The sequence below is a fragment of the Actinophytocola xinjiangensis genome (assembly GCF_001921215.1).
Classification (GTDB): Bacteria; Actinomycetota; Actinomycetes; order Mycobacteriales; family Pseudonocardiaceae; genus Actinophytocola; species Actinophytocola xinjiangensis.
In genome coordinates this window covers 57,323-73,300 of sequence record NZ_MSIF01000001.1, presented here as the reverse complement: position 1 = coordinate 73,300, position 15,978 = coordinate 57,323, and the positions used below count along the sequence as shown (strand labels likewise).

Below are 15,978 nucleotides of genomic sequence, written 5' to 3'. Positions count from 1 at the left end.
TCAACCCCGGCGCCTCACAGGTTCAGTGATGTCCCGTCGGTCGGTACCTCGACACCGGCCTCGACCACCTGGCGGTACTCGGGCGAGCGGCGGTCGAGGACCGGGTTGGTGTTGTTCAGGTGGGTGTACATCCACCGGGTTCCCGGTGACTCCAGCGACCGGATCCGGGCGAGGCTGCCGTCCGGGCCGTCGATCGGGACGTGGCCCATGGCGTGCTGCGCGGCGGTGCTGGTACCGGTGCCGGTCATCTCCCCGGCCGAGTGGAAGGTGCCGTCCAGCAGGACACAGTCCGCTCCGGCCACGAACTCGTCGAAGCCGGTCGGCCAGGTCGCCAGGCACGGCGCGTAGACCAGCACGCCCCCGGTCGCCGGGTCCTCGATGCGATACGCCACGACCCACGGTCCGTCCGCCGTGGACTCGCGCGCGTACTTGGGTCGCTTGTCGCTCACCGCCAGGGACGTCACCGTGAGGCCGGCGACGGACGAGCCAACCGGTTCCCACCGCCAGTCGCCGTAGCGGCCGACCGTGTCGCGGATCGGGAACCGCTCGGCGAGCGCGTGCAGCACCGCCGGCGGCGCCCACACCGGCAGTCCGCCGCTCTCGCGGAGCAACATCAGCCCGAGACTGTGGTCGAGTTCCGCGTCGGTGAGCAGCACGCCGCGCAACGGGGTGTCCCGTGGTCCGGGTCCGGGGGCCAGCGCCGACTCGGCGAGCAGTTGCGACCGCAGGTCGGGTGAGGCGTTGACCAGGTACCAGTCCTTGCCGTCGAGGCTGATGGCGAGGCAGTCCTGGCTGCGCGGCGGCACGTCCGGTGAGCCCGCTCGGCAGGCCGCGCACAGGGCACAGGCGCAGTTCCACTGCGGGAAGCCGCCGCCCGCGGCGGTGCCGAGCAACCGGACCCTCACCGCACCACCGTCGGCGTGCGCATGACGAACTCCGGAACGCCGCCGGAGCGCACGGCCGCGTCCTCGGCCGCCAGGATCCCGTCCACCACGGAACGGTCGGGCGAGCGGGAGCAGACCGGGTCGGTGGCCGACGCGTCGCCGGTCAGCATGAAGGCCTGGCACCGGCAGCCGCCGAAGTCGCGGGCGCGGAAGTCGCAGGTACGGCACGGGTCGCGCATCCAGTCCTCGCCGCGGAAGGCGTTGAACGACTCGGACTCGTACCAGATCTCCGCCAGCGGCCGGCTCCTCACGTTCTCCACGGGCAACGTGGTGATCACCGAGGCGGCCGGGCAGGGAAGCACGTCCCCGTTCGGTGCCACGGTCAACTGCCGGGCGCCCCAGCCGTACATGCACGGCTTGGGGTATTTCTCGTAGTAGTCGGCGACGACGTAGACGATCTCCATCCGCCCACGGAGTCGTTCGACGGCGGCGCGCACGATCGGCTCGGCGGCGGCAAGTTGCCCGGGAGTCGGCATCAACGCCGTGCGGTTGCGCAGTGCCCAGCCGTAGTACTGGGTGTTGGCCAGTTCGAGACGGTCGGCGCCCAGCTGTTCGGCAAGCGCGATCAGCGCACCGACCTGGTCATGGTTGGCCCGGTGCAGGACGACGTTGACGCTCAGCGGCAGGCCGACCTCGTGGACGACGGCGGCGGCGTCGATCTTGCGCGCGTGCGCCTTGGCACCGGCGATGAGATCGGCCCTGGCGGCGTCGGCGCCCTGCACGGACAGCTGGACGTGGGCGAGGCCCCGCTCGGCCAGGTCAGTCAGGCGTGGCTTGGTCAGGCCGAGTCCGCTGGTGACGAGGTTGACGTAACAGCCGAGGTCCGAGGCCCGGCTGACCAGTTCGGGGAGGTCGGGGCGCAGCAGCGGCTCGCCGCCGGACAGGTGTACCTGCAGCACGCCGAGGTCCCGCGCGGCCTCGATCACGGCCAGCCACTGCTCGGTGGTCAACTCGTCCCGCTTGGCGGCGAGCTCGACGGGGTTCGAGCAGTAGGGGCAGTGCAGCGGGCAGCGGTGGGTCAGCTCGGCCAGCATGCCCAGCGGCGGTTCGACGGTCACGTCCATTCCACGACCCTCCTGTCCTCGAACCTGGCGAGCACGTCGGTCACGTCCTCGGCGCGCACGCCTCGGAACCGGGTGCCCAGGCGTGCGGCGATCTGGTCGACGTCACTGGCGCCGTCGCACAGTTCCAGCACCGCGGCCGCGGTCGCGTTGGGCACCAGCACACCCTCTGGGAACAGCAGAACGTGCGTGTCCCTGACCTTGTCGAACGTGAGCCGGACCCCTCGCCGCAGCCGCGGCTTGCCTGGCATGGCTACTCCTTCATGGCGGCGCGTTCGATGGCGTCCAGCAGGGACCACAGCACGTCGCACTTGAACGACAGTGCCGCGATGGCCTGGTCCTGCTGCTCACGGGTCACGCAGTAGCGGACCACGATGTCCAGAGTGGACTTGCCTTCCTCGGACACGGCGTCGATGCGGTTGGTGAAGTAGACGAGGTCCTCGCGGCGGATCCACGAGTAGTTGGCGAGCATGTCGCCGACCCGGCGTTGCATCAGATGGCCGGAGAACATCTCGGTGAGGCCGGAGGCGACCGCCTCGACCCACGGCCTGGTCCTGGCGAAGGTCACGTAGGCGTCGACGGCGAACCGGACGCCGGGCACGATGTGCCGCTCGTCGAGCACCTCGGCGCGGTCGAGGCCGACCGCCTCGCACAGGCGCAGCCAGCGCTCCCGGCCGCTGTCGCCGTCGCCCTCGGCGGTGCCGTCGTGGTAGACGATGCGGTCCAGCCAGTCCCGGCGCACCTCGGGCACCGGGCAGTTGCTGATGATCGCCGCGTCCTTCCGCGGCAGCACACTCTGGTAGTACCACCGGTTCGCCGCCCAGACCCGCAACTCGTGCTCGCTCAGCTCGCCGGCGTGCATGCGGACGTGGAACGGGTGGGATCCCCAGTAGCGGTACGACAGGCCACGCAGCGCGGCGACGAACTCCTCGGCACCACGAGCAGGACTCGACGTGGACACGCTGACACCTCCGATGTCTGCCCGCGGCCCGGACCGGGGCACACCCGACCCGGACCGCCGGACTGGATGTTGCGGTCAGTCCATCCGCGCCGCGTAGGCCGTGACCTCCATCGGCGTTTCGTACTCGACGAAATCAGGAGTGGTCCAGACCTCCAGCTCAGGGCTGTCCTGCATCGTTCCCTCCAAAGGATCGTCGACCCGTAACCTTGCGGTTATCAGGGTATCCGCATTTCCCGGGAAGGTCCGATGAAAGAGTCGTACCCCGCTCATGACCGACTCGAATACCCGTCGGGACCTGGGAATCTGGCATCCACTGTGGACATGGCGGCCGAGACAGCCGAGCAGCGGTTTCCGCCCTGGCAAGCGCCCCGCCGGGCGGTGATCCCACCATCGGGAGTCCTGTGTAGACCGTTGGTGGCCTGACGGTGGGACCGTCGGCACCGGCACCGCGCGGGTCCGCCGGCTGGCACGCTGAAGCCTGGACCAGTGGCTCGCTCGGCGCCTGTGCCACCACCACGCCTGGTCAGCCCGCCGGACCTGAGAGACTGCGCCGGTGTACGAGGGCGAGACCGAACCGATCCCACGGGTGACCGACCCCGCCGAACCCGAGGTACGGGACAGACCCGGCCCGTCCGCCCACCACCATCACCACCACGACCACAGTCCTCCGCCACCGGCGTCGCGGCGGGTGCGGACCCTGGTCGCCGCGCTGCTCATCCCGTTCGCGCTGGCGGCGGCGGTCGGCACGATCCTGCTGTTCCCGTTCGGCGGCGGGCCACAGACCCAGGGCGGTGCCGGACGTCCGGTGCACGGCGTGATCACCGCGGCCCAGAGCGGCTCGTGCACCGGTCAGGTGCAGGTCGGCGAGCAGCCGGACGAGCCACAGTGCCTGGTGGTCACGGTCCGGATGACCGATGGCGAGGCGCCCGGTGCGGAGATCGGTGTCATCGTGCCGCAGGAGCCGAGCACGCCCCGGTTCGCCGTGGACGACGAGGTCGTGCTGTCCTACGGCGGCAGTGATCCCCGGCAGAGCGGGTCCTACCAACTGGTGGACTTCCAGCGAGACGTGCCGTTGGCGCTGCTGGCCGGGCTGTTCGCGGTCGCGGTGCTGGTGTTGGGCCGGTGGCAGGGGCTCAAGGCCCTGATCGCGCTCGGGCTGAGCTTCCTCGTGCTGGTGTTCTTCGTGCTGCCGGCGATTCTGGGCGGGGAGAGTCCGTTGCTGGTCGCGGTCTGCGGCGCCGGCGTGATCATGTTCGTGGTGCTGTACCTGACCCACGGGTTCTCGGCGCGCACGTCGACCGCTGTTCTGGGCACGATGGTGAGCCTGGCGCTGATCGGCGTACTCGGCGCGCTGTGGGCGGCGTTCGCGAAGCTGACCGGCCTCGACGAGGAGACCGCGACGCTCGTCGGTCTGCTCAACGCACCGATCGACACGCGAGGACTGTTGCTCGCCGGCGTGGTGATCGGGGCGCTGGGCGTCCTCGACGACGTGACGGTGACACAGACAAGCGCGGTGTGGGAGCTGCGGGCGGCGAACCCGCTGCTGACCAGGCGCGAGCTGTACACCTCGGCCCTGCGTATCGGCCGCGACCACGTGGCGTCGGCGGTGAACACGCTGGTGATGGCATACGCGGGGGCGGCGCTGCCGATGCTGCTGTACTCGTCGATCTCCGGGGTGGGGCTGGGGAGCATCCTGACGTCCCAGTCGATCGCCCAGGAGTTGGTGCGCACGCTCGTGGGCAGCATCGGCCTGGTGGCGGCGGTGCCGATCACGACCGCGCTGGCGGCGGCGGTCGCCGCCCAGGAGCCGGCACCGGAACCGGCCGGGCGGCGGGACTCGGGCGGCGGCCGGTCCAGGACCGGACAGCCTGGCGAGCACCAGGAGGAGTCCGGCGCTGGTCGGCCGGCCCGGAACCGGGCCCGTGCCGAGCGTGGGGACGGTCAGCCAGACCGTTCCGGCCGCGGCGGCGGAGGCCAGTGGACCCGGCGCGCGGGCGACGGCGAAGGCCGCGGTGGCGCGGATCTTCCCGCGGCGCGTTCCGGCCGCGCTGGTCCTGAATCGGGCCGTTCCGGCGACCGCGCACACCTGCCAGCCGCACGAACACACGACACCAGCCACCAACCGGGTAACGACGAGGGCCGGACAAGCCCGGGGGCACGAACCCGCGACACCAACCATCCCGGGAACTGGGCAGACCTGCCCGGCGCACGCACACGCGAGACCGGTGGCGAAGCGGGCCGCTCTGACGGTGGCAGTGCCAGAAGGGTTGGCGGTGAGTCCGCTGACCGTCCGCCACGATCCGGCGCCAGGGGCGAGTCGGGACGACCCGACGGTCGTGCGGGTGTACCGGCTGGGCGGACACACGGCACCGGTGAGTCGCGCCGTTCCGACGAACGGCTGTCTCGTGCACGGCGAAGCGGCCGGCGGATCGACCCGGATCGGGGGTCTCGCTCCGACGAATCGGTCGCTGGCGGGTTGGCGCCAGGTGAAGCACAGTCGGACCTACCGAGGCGAACGCATCACCGCGACGGCACGGAACAGCGGCGAGGCACCGGAACGTCACCTCAGGCTGGCGGGCCGCCGCCGGACCAGCGTGCGTGGTTCGACGACGACCTGGACGACCAGCGGTAGCGCCCCACCCGACGCTTGTGGCACGGGCCGGCACCGGGGCGATGCTCGGACCGGCGTCCAGGCCACCTGGTGGCCGCCACGGGCGGTGAGGCCGGGCCGACAGGCCGGCGGTAGGCAGTCAGTCGAGACTAGCGACGAAGCGGGTAATGGCTTCGGGCTTGAGGCGCCACGCCAAGCAACCGATCGAGGCCAGAGACACCAAACCGCAGGCCAGACAACCAGCAATCAATCGAGACCAGCGACCAAGCCGGTCATGGCCTCAGACCTGAAGCGCCACGCCAAGCAACCGGCCAACGCCAGAGACACCAAACCGCAGGCCAGACAACCAGCAATCAATCGAGACCAGCGACCAAGCCGGTCATGGCCTCAGACCTGAAGCGCCACGCCAAGCAACCGGCCAACGCCAGAGACACCAAACCGCAGGCCAGACAACCAGCAATCAATCGAGACCAGCGACCAAGCCGGTCATGGCCTCAGACCTGAAGCGCCACGCCAAGCAACCGGCCGGCGCCAGAGACACCAAACCGCAGAGCAGACAACCAGCAATCAATCGAGACTAGCGACGAAGCGGGTGATGGCTTCGGGCTTGAGGCGCTGGGCCAGGCGACCGGTCGGGGCCAGGGACGCCAGGCGGTAGAGCGGGCGGTCGGCAGCCGCCTCGCCCTTGGCCTCGGCGCGGAGTTGGGCCACCAGGAGTTGGGAGAAGATCAGGCCGCTGGTGTTGTCGCTGCCCGCGAGGATGTCGGCCAGGCGGCGGAGGATCAGGATGCCCAGCTCACGACCGCCGGTGCCGGCGTAGACCGCCAGCGACAGGTTGATCGTCTTGTTCTTGGCGCCCACCAGGAGGCCGATCGTCCTGGTACCCCGGATGTCGGTGACCAGCAGTTCGATCCGCTCGGCGTGGCGCAGGTCGACCTTCTTGCGCGCCACCGCCTTGGACACGACCTCGTCGCCCTCCAACCACAGGCGGCGGCGGCCGGAGACCCAGAACAACGCCGTCATCAGCACGATCACCACGGCAGCGGTGATCAGGGCGGCCGTCTGGTTGGCCAGCAGGCCCACCAGACCCCCCAGGGCGGCACCGAACAACGCCGCCACACCCAGGGCCACACAGCCTCGACGGCGGGCGTTGGTCACTTCGGTGAGGTTGAGGGAAACTCGCTCCGGCGCGGTCAAGTCAGAGTCCTCTGGTGGGCCCGGCGGTGCGCGGATCGTCCAGACCCAGCAGGAACGGGTTGGTCGCGCGTTCACGACCGATCGTCGTGCTGGGGCCGTGACCGGGCAGGACCACCGTGTCGTCGGGGAGGGGGAGCATGCGGGTCCGCAACGTCTCGGTCATCGCGCGCATGTTGCCGCCGGGCAGGTCCGTGCGGCCGATCGAACCGGCGAACAGCGTGTCGCCGGCGAACATCACGCGGCCGCCCTCGTCCAGCTCCGAACGGAAGACGACCGAACCCATGGTGTGGCCCGGGGTGTGATCAACCGTCAGGCGCAGGCCGGCGATGTCCAGATCCGCACCGTCGGACAGTTCCCGGACCTCCGCCGGTTCGCGCATTTCCAGGCGCCCGCCGAAGAACGCCGCGCTCTCCCGGCCGAGGCCCTTGAGGGGATCGCTGAGCAGCGACCGGTCATCGGGGTGGATCCAGGCCGGGATGTCGTTGCCGTCGCAGACCGGGGTCACCGAGAAGACGTGGTCGAAGTGTCCGTGGGTCAGCAGGGCGGCCACCGGGGTGAGGCGATGTTTGCGCAGCGCCTCACTGATCGGTTCCTCGGCGTCCTGGCCGGGGTCGACGATCACACACGGCTCACCCTCGCCGGCCGCGACCAGATAACAGTTGGCCTGGAACGCCCCGGTGGGAAATCCGACAACGAGCACGAACGCAACTTACACGCGGCCCACCCCGGCGGAACCCGCGAGCCCCGCGCGTAGGGCTCGCGGGCTCCTTCGAGGTGATCGCTCTACACGGACCGCAGGCGGCGGAAGCGTGACCAGCTCGCCAGCCTACGGTCAGCCTGGCTGCCCTGCGACTGCTCGCTCGTCACGTCCACGTTCGCCACGCAGATCCGGTCCCGGCCGTGGCGCTTGGCCGCCCGCAGGGACACGTCGGCGTCGAGCATCAGGTCCTCGAGATCCAGTTCGGCCAGATCGCCGAGGCAGTACGTCGCCACGCCGATCGACACCGTCTGGCCCTCGATCGAGGCCGACATCTCCCTGGTGACCTTCGCGGTCACCGACATCGCGGTGATCTCGGCACGGATGCGCTCAGCCACCGCCAAGGCCTCCTCCAGGCCCGACCTCGGCAGCAACACCATGAACTCGTCGCCGGCCGACCCGCCGTAGCGGCACGCCAGGTCGCCGTCGCGGGTGTTCTCGCGGATCACGTCCGCGACCCCCCGCAGCACGGCGTCCCCGGCGAGGTGGCCGTAGTTGTCGTTGACGTCCTTGAACCGGTCGAGGTCCAGCATGATCAACGCCACGGAGTGGCCGTTCCCCCTCGCGCGGGCCACCTCCTCGGCGGCGATCTCGTCCCAGTGCCAGCGCTCGATCAGCCCGGTCGGCGGATCGGTGAGCAGTTGGCCGCACGAGCCACAGCGCCGCTCCCCAGCGGCCGGGCCCGGATCGCACACGGACTGCAGCGGCCGGTCCCCCGACCTTGGCGCCACAATCTCCGGCTCATGGTCCGCGGTCACCGGCGAGTTCTCGCCGGCCCCCGCCCTAGCGGTGTTCATCGACATCTCCCCTGGTCATGACACCTGCATCGACTACTCCCTGGCCGGATCCCCCGTACACGTCAATCCAAACCGACGCCTTCACCGGCCGTGTACACCTAACTATCCGGAGTCACGGGCGAACTGAACAGTGTTGAGGTGTTGAGCGTTTGAGGAAACACCGAATGGGTGAGTCAAGGGCGACGGCCGCGATCACTCTTCGTGCTCGTCAACCCACTTGGGGCTGGTCGGCGAGTAGCTCGCATAACGATCGAGCACCCGATTCACGTCGGTCTCGACGATGAGCATGCCCCGGTAGGCCTCGCCGAGGAAACCCTCTCCCGCGAGGTGGTCGAGCATCCCCAGCAGCGGTTGGTGGAACCCGTCGACGTCCAGCAGTGCGATCGGCTTCGCGTGCAGCCCCAGCTGCGCCCAGGTGTAGACCTCGAACAGCTCCTCAAGGGTGCCGGCGCCGCCGGGCAGCACCAGGAACGCGTCCGCCAGCTCCGCCATCCGCGCTTTGCGTTCGTGCAGGTCAGCGACCACTTCGAGGTTCGAAAGACTCGGGTGGGCGACCTCCCGGTCGACCAGCGACCTTGGGATCACCCCGATCACCTCACCGCCGGCCGCCAACGCCGCGTCGGCCACCGCGCCCATGGTCCCGACGGCGGCCCCGCCGTAGACCAGACCGATGCCCCTGCCGGCCAGCACACGACCGGCCTCCGCCGCCGCCTCCAGGTAGGCAGGGCCCCTGCCGGCGGACGATCCACAGAAAACACATACCCGCATATTCAAGATCAGATCACGCACCCCCGGTCTGGCACGACAACCGGGTCGTCTGGTTGAGTGCCTCAGCGTGCGCATCATTCTCGACACCGATCCGGGGGTTGACGACGCCCTCGCGATCATGTACTTGGCGGCCCAGGAGGACGCTGAGATCGTCGCCGTGGGTAGTGTCCACGGCAACGTGCCCGCCCCGGTCGGGGCACTGAACGCGCTTCGCGTGCTCGAGCTCGTCGGCCTCACTCCGCCGGTGACCGTCGGTGCCGCCCGGCCACTCGCCCAGCCGCTGCAGACCGCGGAGTTCGTCCACGGTGACGACGGGCTCGGTGGACACGCCGGTCCGCCGCCGACAGGCTCGGTGGCACCCGGCTCGGCCGCCGAACAGCTCGTGCGGCTGGCCCGTGCGCACCCCGGTGAGCTGACGCTGCTCGCCCTCGGCCCGCTGACCAACATCGCGCTCGCGGTCATCCTCGAACCGGAATTACCCAGTCTGCTGCGCTCGGTCGTCATCATGGGCGGCGCGGTGAACGTCCCGGGAAACATCACCCCGTACGCCGACGCCAATTTCTTCCACGACCCGGAAGCCGCCGATCTGGTCTTCGACTCGGGATTCCCGGACCTGACGCTCGTGGGTCTCGACGCCACCGAACAGGCCCGTGTCAACGGCGAATGGCTGGCCGCGCTGAATTCCGTCGACAGCCCCCGGGCGCGGTTCGCCAGCCGACTGCTGGACCACTATGGACAGTTCTATTCCCACATGTTCGGCGAGGTCACCTGTACCCTGCACGACCCGCTGGCGGCGGCCATCATGCTGGACCAGAATCTCGCCAGCTATCGGGAAATCCCGCTCGGCGTGGAACTCACCGGCACGCACACCAGGGGCCAGGTCGTCTCCGACCGACGCATGATCTCCAGCGACGACCACATTCCGGCGACCGCCGGCGCGGGCCGTGTTCCGGTGAAGGTCGCGGAAAAGGTCGACGTGCCGCGGTTCCTGGACCAGATGTTCAAGTCCCTACAGGGCTGACTCCTGGTTGTCGGCCAACAACCCGCGCAGATCGGCGGCTCTGGGATCCCCCAGCTCCTCGAAGATCGCGTGGGCCGCGCGGAAGGACTCCACGGCGAGGTCGTGCTGCCCGCTGTCGTGCAGCACGAGCCCACGCTTGTGCAGGGTCTCCCCCTCGCCCCAGCGGTCACCGAGCTCCTGGCGGGCCTCCAGGGCGTGCTCGAAGCACTCCAGGGCGTCCGGTGCCCGGTTCAGCTCCGAGTAGGTGTCGCCCAGCTTGACCAGCGTGTAGCCCTCGCCGTAGCGGTCGGCGATCTCCCGGAACAGGGTCAGCGCGCTGCCCAGCGCCTCGACCGCCCGGTCGTGGTCGTGCAGCGCCCGGTACGCGTCGCCGACGTTGGCCAGCGAGATGCCCTCCCCGTGCCGGTCGCCGACCTCGCGGAAGATGTCCAGCGCCTCCCCGAAGTTCAGCGCCGCGTCGCCGTAGCGCTGCTCGTCCAGGCCGAGGTAGCCGATGCCGGTCAGGCTCCACGCCTGCCCGACCCGGTCACCGAGCGAGATCCGCAGCACTCTGGCCTGCTGGAAGCACTCCTTGGCCTCGTCGATGCGCCGCAGGTCCCGGTAGGCGATCGCCAGGTTGTTGAGCACCCACGCCTCGCCGTAGCGGTCGCCGGCCCGCCGCGCGCCGACCACCCCCACCTCGTGCGAGGCCACCCACGGGGTCCAGCGTTTGCGCAGGTTCAGGTAGTTGAACGAGCCGGCCGGCAGCTTCCACGCCGCCACGTTCTCGCCGACCTCGACCGCCGTGCGGGTCGCCATCGCGATGTTGGACATCTCCAGCTCGCACCACTCCAGCGCGGAGTCGTAGTCGAAGTCGGTGACCTCCACCGAGAACTCGGACTTCTCCAGTTCCGGGTCGTGGCGCTGCGGGGCGAGGGCGTGGTTGGCCGCGTAGCTGTTGTGCAGGTACCAGTCGACCATCCGGCGCAGCGCCAGCGTGCGCTCCTGCTGCGGCTCCTCCAGGGTGGCCTGCTCGGCGGCGTAGACGCGTAACAGGTCGTGCATCCGGTACCGGTCGCTGCCCAGGCCCTCCAGCAGGTGCACGCCGGTGAGCCGGTCGAGCAGTCGCCGCGCCTTGGTCAGCCGCTGGTCGGCCAGTGCCGCGGCCGCGCCGGTGCTCAGGTGCGAGCCGACGTGCAGACCGATCAGCCGGAACATCCGTGCCGCCTCGGCCGACAGGTCACGGTAGGACCACGAGAACACGGTCTTCACGGCGACCGAGTCGTCGGTGGACAGCGCTTCCAGCCGCTCGTCCTCGGTGGCAAGTTCCTCCACCAGCAGGCTCACCGAGTGGTGCGGATGGGTGGCGACCCGCTCGGCCGCGATGCGCAACGCCAGCGGCAGGTTGCCGCAGCGGTTGGCCAGTGCCCGTACCGCGTCCGGTTCGGCGGCGACCCGCTCCTCACCGATCACCTTGCGCAGCAGGGTGATCGCCTCGTCGTCGGCCATCGGGCCGAGGGTGACCCGCCGGTCGGTCTGGATGGTCAGGCCGCCGAGGCGTTTGCGGCTGGTCACCACGACCGCGCAGCCGGACGCGCCGGGCATCAGGTGGTGCAGCTGGGAGGAGTCCGCGGCGTTGTCCAGCACGACCATCACCCGCCGGTCGGCGAGCACCGAGCGGTACAGCTTGGCCCGCGACTCCAGGCTGGCCGGGATCACGTCGATCTGCACGCCGAGTGCGGTGAGGAACTCCTCCAGCACCTCCTCGACGATCCGGGGCTGGCCGTCGGGTGAGTATCCGCGCAGGTCGACGTAGAGCTGGCCGTCGGTGTAGCGGGCGACCACCGCGTGCGCCACCCGCAGGGCCAGTGCGGTCTTGCCGGCGCCGGGCGGTCCGTCGATCGCGACGGTCTGCGGGATGCCCGGTTCGCCCTCGCCGGACAGGATCCGGGACAGCTCCGCCATCTCGGCCTCCCGGCCGACGAACGTGGCCGCGGCGGCCGGCAGTTGGGCCAGTCGCACGGGGCCACCCGAGGACGCGGCAAGGGCGATGAGCTGGCCTTCCGCCTCCAGGACCTGGTCGCACTTGCGGGCGAGTTCGGCCGAGGGCGGGGCACCGTGTTTGATCTTGGACAGCCAGCTCGGGGTGTAGCCGATCAGGTCGGAGAGGCGACGCCAGGACAGCCCGCGCTTGCGCAGCAGGCGTTCCAGTTCATCGGCGAACGGCGAGGTCCCGTCGTCACGCCTGTCTTGCATGGAGTCCACCTTGTCAGTACCCGCTGGCACGGTCCATGGGTCACCACCCTGCCACGCCCAGTATCCAGGTTCCCACTCTCCCTTCGGAACCTGGCAATCCCCTGAGTTTCTCGGGACCTCCACACGGTTCTTACCCTGGTTACCCATAGACTGCCGCCCGGCAGGACGGATGGCTGAGTCAGGAGGGTGCCCGTGCCGAGCAACGAGCAGCGTCGGCAGGCCGCCAAGCGCAAGCTGGAGCGACAGCTCACCAGGCGGGCGGAGCGCGTGAAGCGCCGCCGGATCTGGGGCGTCGGCCTGACCGTGATCGTGGTGGTCGCGGTGGTCGGGCTGGTGTACTGGTTGGCCAACCTGGGCCCCGAGGACTCGGAGGCGGCGACCAACCCCACCGAGGAGGAGACCGCGCCCGCCAACACGACCGACGGGTCGTGCGCCTACACGGAGAACCCGGCCGAGCAGCCGCCGGCGGAGGCCGGTCTGCCCGACGACCCGGCGCAGACGCCGTCCGATGGCACGGTGAAGATCACCGTCACCGCTGATCAGGGCGTGATCCCGCTGACGCTGGACCGCGCGCTGGCGCCGTGCACCGTGCAGAGCATCGAGCATCTGGCGAAGGCCAAGTACTTCGACGGCACCGTGTGCCACCGGCTGACGAACTCGGAGAGCCTGAAGGTCCTGCAGTGCGGTGACCCGAAGGGCGACGGCACCGGCGGCCCCGGCTACACGATCCCCGACGAGCTGCCGACCGATCTGGCCGACGCGCCGAACAACCCGACCGGTGAGCCGCTGAAGATCTACCCGCGCGGCACGCTGGCGATGGCCAACGGCGGCCCGGACACCGGGGGCAGCCAGTTCTTCATGGTCTACGGCGATTCCACCCTGCCGCCGAACTACGCGGTGTTCGGCAAGGTGGAGGCTCCGGGGCTCACGGTCCTGGACAAGATCGCCCAGGCCGGCATCACGCCGGGCAGCTCGCCCGACGACGGTGCGCCGAAGACGCCGGTGAACATCAAGACGGCCACGGTCGACAGCTGACGATCACAACGGTGAGTAACCGCCACTCCACTGAGTGACCGGCCCCGATCGGCGAGTGACAACGGTCGCTCCCTTCGGCCCACGGTTTTAGGTTCCCTTGCGGAATTGCCGTGTGTCGGAGGGAGAAACCAATCGTGTCCACAGTCGACAAGCCTGCCGGGAACGCCGGAGTGGAATCCGGAACCCGGTTGCCGTCGCGCCGCCGTTTTCTGAGCGTGATCGGGGCGGCGACCGCCGGCTCGGCATTGTTGCAGTCGATGACCGGGGCGATTCCGGCGACCGCGGCACCGGCCGGGCAGTTCCGGCAGGGGCGCGGCGGCGCACGGCAGGCCGGCACCGTCCTGATCATCGGGGCGGGGGTCGCCGGGCTGCGGGCCGCCCGCCTGCTGTTGGACCAGGGGTACTCCGTGGAGATCTCCGAGGCCCTCGACCGGCCAGGGGGCCGCAACTTCACCGCGCGCACCGGCGACAAGGTCGTGGAGAACGGCAGCGGCGGCACGATCACCACCCAGACCTGCACCTTCGACGAGGGCCTCTACCTCAACCTCGGCGCGGGTCGGATCCCTTACCACCACCGCCGCGTGCTGGACCTGTGCTCCCGGCTGGAGGTCCTGCTCGAGCCGTACATCATGGAGACCACCGCCAACCGGTTCGCCGCGGTCGGCGGGGTCGCCGAGACGAACCGGCGGGTGGCCAACGACACCAGGGGGCACCTGGCGGCGTTGCTGCACCGGGCGGTGAAGAAGGGCGCGCTGACCGCGGAACTCGCCGCGCTGTCGTCCTCGCAGCAGGAGAACCTGCTCGACCTGCTCACCGTGTTCGGTGACCTGAACACGACGAAGGACTTCGAGTACACCGGGTCGACCCGCGCCGGCAACAAGGTGCCGTTGAGCGTCACCGACATGCCCCAGGCGCCGACGCCGCTGGGCCTCGGCGACCTGATCGACGCCCGGTACTGGCAGAACCAGTTCTACCACCCGGTCAACCACCTGTGGCAGGCCACGATGTTCCAGCCGGTCGGCGGCATGGACATGATCGTCAAGGCCCTGGTCGGCGACCTGCCGGAGGGCACGATCACCTACGACGACCCGGTCACCTCGGTGGAGATCCTGCCCGACGGGGTCCTGGTGAAGTCGGCCAAGGGCGGCGAGCGGACGGTCGACTACTGCCTGAGCAACATGCCGCTTCCGGTGCTGCACGAGAAGGTCCTCAAGGGCGGTTTCTCGTCGGACTTCCAGAAAGCCGTCGGAATTCTCAAGTTCGGGCCGTCGTGCAAGGTCGGCTGGCAGGCCAACGAGCGGTTCTGGGAATCGGACAAGTACCAGATCTACGGCGGCATCAGCTGGACCAATGACATCATTCAGCAGGTCTGGTATCCGTCGAACGACTACTTCTCCGAGAAGGGCACCATGACCGGTGCCTACAATTTCGACGACGACGCCATCAAGATGGGCGAGATGTCGCTGGCGGAGCGGCTGGACACCGCCCGCCAGTCGGCGACCAGGCTGCACACCGAGTTCGGCGACACCGACATCGTGCCGAACAACGGCCTGTCGATCGCCTGGCACAAGGTGCCCTACCAGTCCGGGGTCAGCGCGCACTGGGATCCGGCCGACGTGAACTCGGCGTTCGCCTACAGCCGGCTGCTCGCGCCGGACACGCCGACCAACCGCCGGTTCTTCGTGATCGGTGACCAGGTCTCGCCGCTGCCCGGCTGGCAGGAGGGCGCCCTGATGTCGGCCGAGTACGTCGTCGGGCAGCTGACCGGCACCCAGCGGTCCGAGCCGCCGGTGGTCCACCAGGTGCCGGACTCCCGCGCGCTGCGGCCCTAGCCACAACGGTCGGTGTCCGGTGGCAGACTGCCGGACGTGGACCGGTACACCGAACGACGCCCGCCGGCCCCGACCGGGGAGTTGCTGACCCGCGTGTGGGCACGCCGGGTCGACACGCCCCCGGCCGGGGTCGCGCGCGTCGTGCCGGACGCCTGCGCGGACATCATCTGGCACCGCGCGACCGGTGCGTTGTTCGTCGCCGGGCCGGACACCGCCGCGCGGCTGGCGTCGACGGCGCCGGGAGAGATGGTCGGCGCGCGGTTCCGCTCCGGGCACGCCCCGGCGGGGTTGGGCGTGCCGGCCGACGTGCTGCGTGACCAGCAGGTCCCCCTCGACGCGCTGTGGGAGGCCGGCCGGGTGGCCCGGCTGGCCGAGGGCCTTCACGGCACCACGTCGGCCGCCGAGGCCCAGGACGTGCTGGCCGCCTCGGTGCTCGACGGGGTGCGCACCGGGCCGGACCCGGCCGTGCCGGCGTTGCTGGCGCTGGCCGGCGCCGGTCGGCGGGTCAGCGCGATGGCCGAGGAGATCGGGCTGACCGAGCGGCAGGTGCACCGGCGCTGCCTGGCGGCGTTCGGTTACGGCGCCAAGGTGCTGGCGCGCGTGCTGCGGTTCCAGAACGCCCTGCGGCTGGCCAGACAGGGCACCGGCCTCGCCGACGTCGCCCACCGGTGCGGCTACGCCGACCAGGCGCACCTGTCCCGGGAGGTGCGGGCGCTGGCGGGGGTGCCGCTGACCGCGCTGGTCGGCTGAACCGGAACC

15 protein-coding genes are annotated in these 15,978 nt (G+C 70.1%); 5 read left to right on the top strand and 10 right to left on the bottom strand.

Annotation, left to right across the window (positions count from 1 at the left end; genetic code table 11):
- Window positions 1-14: 14 nt before the first annotated feature.
- The 5 genes from pqqB to pqqA form a co-directional block, all read right to left on the bottom strand.
- A complete protein-coding gene (pqqB, locus tag BLA60_RS00360; protein WP_075130646.1) occupies window positions 15-905 on the bottom strand; it encodes a pyrroloquinoline quinone biosynthesis protein PqqB in 891 nt (296 codons plus the stop codon).
- Window positions 902-2,008 (bottom strand): pyrroloquinoline quinone biosynthesis protein PqqE, encoded by a 1,107-nt coding sequence (gene pqqE, locus BLA60_RS00355; protein WP_075130645.1) that lies wholly within the window; start codon window positions 2,006-2,008, stop codon window positions 902-904. The genes pqqB and pqqE overlap by 4 nt, the downstream gene beginning before the upstream one ends.
- Window positions 1,999-2,256 (bottom strand): pyrroloquinoline quinone biosynthesis peptide chaperone PqqD, encoded by a 258-nt coding sequence (gene pqqD, locus BLA60_RS00350; protein WP_075130644.1) that lies wholly within the window; start codon window positions 2,254-2,256, stop codon window positions 1,999-2,001. The genes pqqE and pqqD overlap by 10 nt, the downstream gene beginning before the upstream one ends.
- 2 nt (window positions 2,257-2,258) lie before the next feature.
- On the bottom strand, window positions 2,259-2,966 hold the full coding sequence (gene pqqC, locus BLA60_RS00345; RefSeq protein WP_075130643.1) for a pyrroloquinoline-quinone synthase PqqC: 708 nt from the start codon (window positions 2,964-2,966) through the stop codon (window positions 2,259-2,261).
- 75 nt (window positions 2,967-3,041) lie between these two features.
- A complete protein-coding gene (gene pqqA, locus BLA60_RS00340) occupies window positions 3,042-3,140 on the bottom strand; it encodes a pyrroloquinoline quinone precursor peptide PqqA (protein WP_075130642.1) in 99 nt (32 codons plus the stop codon).
- A gap of 379 nt (window positions 3,141-3,519) precedes the next feature.
- On the opposite strand from pqqA, the gene BLA60_RS46485 reads away from it, so the two are divergent.
- Window positions 3,520-5,598, top strand: a complete 2,079-nt coding sequence (locus BLA60_RS46485) for a YibE/F family protein (protein WP_211288545.1) — start codon at window positions 3,520-3,522, stop codon at window positions 5,596-5,598.
- 546 nt (window positions 5,599-6,144) lie between these two features.
- Here the strand turns inward: BLA60_RS46485 and BLA60_RS00330 are convergent.
- The 4 genes from BLA60_RS00330 to BLA60_RS00315 form a co-directional block, all read right to left on the bottom strand.
- A complete protein-coding gene (locus BLA60_RS00330) occupies window positions 6,145-6,774 on the bottom strand; it encodes a hypothetical protein (RefSeq protein WP_075130641.1) in 630 nt (209 codons plus the stop codon).
- Window position 6,775: 1 nt separating this feature from the next.
- The gene (locus tag BLA60_RS00325) at window positions 6,776-7,474 is read right to left on the bottom strand and encodes an MBL fold metallo-hydrolase (RefSeq protein ID WP_075130640.1); all 699 of its coding nucleotides are present in this window, start codon (window positions 7,472-7,474) and stop codon (window positions 6,776-6,778) included.
- Window positions 7,475-7,557: 83 nt separating this feature from the next.
- Window positions 7,558-8,328 carry a GGDEF domain-containing protein gene (locus BLA60_RS00320; protein ID WP_162292880.1) on the bottom strand — a complete coding sequence of 257 codons (771 nt, stop codon included), beginning with the start codon at window positions 8,326-8,328 and terminating at the stop codon, window positions 7,558-7,560.
- A gap of 192 nt (window positions 8,329-8,520) precedes the next feature.
- Window positions 8,521-9,096 (bottom strand): LOG family protein, encoded by a 576-nt coding sequence (locus BLA60_RS00315; RefSeq protein WP_075130638.1) that lies wholly within the window; start codon window positions 9,094-9,096, stop codon window positions 8,521-8,523.
- A gap of 67 nt (window positions 9,097-9,163) precedes the next feature.
- On the opposite strand from BLA60_RS00315, the gene BLA60_RS00310 reads away from it, so the two are divergent.
- Complete coding sequence (locus BLA60_RS00310) at window positions 9,164-10,117, top strand: nucleoside hydrolase (RefSeq protein WP_075130637.1); 954 nt, start codon at window positions 9,164-9,166, stop codon at window positions 10,115-10,117.
- On the opposite strand, the gene BLA60_RS00305 is transcribed toward BLA60_RS00310, so the two are convergent.
- Window positions 10,106-12,352 (bottom strand): ATP-binding protein, encoded by a 2,247-nt coding sequence (locus BLA60_RS00305; protein WP_162292879.1) that lies wholly within the window; start codon window positions 12,350-12,352, stop codon window positions 10,106-10,108. The genes BLA60_RS00310 and BLA60_RS00305 overlap by 12 nt on opposite strands.
- Before the next feature lie 192 nt (window positions 12,353-12,544).
- On the opposite strand from BLA60_RS00305, the gene BLA60_RS00300 reads away from it, so the two are divergent.
- The 3 genes from BLA60_RS00300 (at window position 12,545) to BLA60_RS46080 (ending at window position 15,969) form a co-directional block, all read left to right on the top strand.
- Window positions 12,545-13,387, top strand: a complete 843-nt coding sequence (locus tag BLA60_RS00300) for a peptidylprolyl isomerase (protein ID WP_075130636.1) — start codon at window positions 12,545-12,547, stop codon at window positions 13,385-13,387.
- 134 nt (window positions 13,388-13,521) lie between these two features.
- Entirely contained in the window at window positions 13,522-15,219 is a 1,698-nt protein-coding gene (locus BLA60_RS00295; protein ID WP_154814034.1) for a flavin monoamine oxidase family protein, read from the top strand.
- A 36-nt stretch (window positions 15,220-15,255) separates the two neighbouring features.
- A complete protein-coding gene (locus BLA60_RS46080; RefSeq protein ID WP_084734630.1) occupies window positions 15,256-15,969 on the top strand; it encodes a helix-turn-helix domain-containing protein in 714 nt (237 codons plus the stop codon).
- The last annotated feature ends 9 nt before the right edge of the window (window positions 15,970-15,978 follow it).

Bases quoted from the DNA above. Each gene is read 5' to 3' on its own strand.
- BLA60_RS00305 (WP_162292879.1), bottom strand. From the start codon at position 12,352: ATGCAAGACAGGCGTGACGACGGGACCTCGCCGTTCGCCGATGAACTG.
- BLA60_RS00320 (WP_162292880.1), bottom strand. From the start codon at position 8,328: ATGAACACCGCTAGGGCGGGGGCCGGCGAGAACTCGCCGGTGACCGCG.
- pqqA (WP_075130642.1), bottom strand. From the start codon at position 3,140: ATGCAGGACAGCCCTGAGCTGGAGGTCTGGACCACTCCTGATTTCGTC.
- pqqE (WP_075130645.1), bottom strand. From the start codon at position 2,008: ATGGACGTGACCGTCGAACCGCCGCTGGGCATGCTGGCCGAGCTGACC.
- BLA60_RS00315 (WP_075130638.1), bottom strand. From the start codon at position 9,096: ATGCGGGTATGTGTTTTCTGTGGATCGTCCGCCGGCAGGGGCCCTGCC.
- pqqD (WP_075130644.1), bottom strand. From the start codon at position 2,256: ATGCCAGGCAAGCCGCGGCTGCGGCGAGGGGTCCGGCTCACGTTCGAC.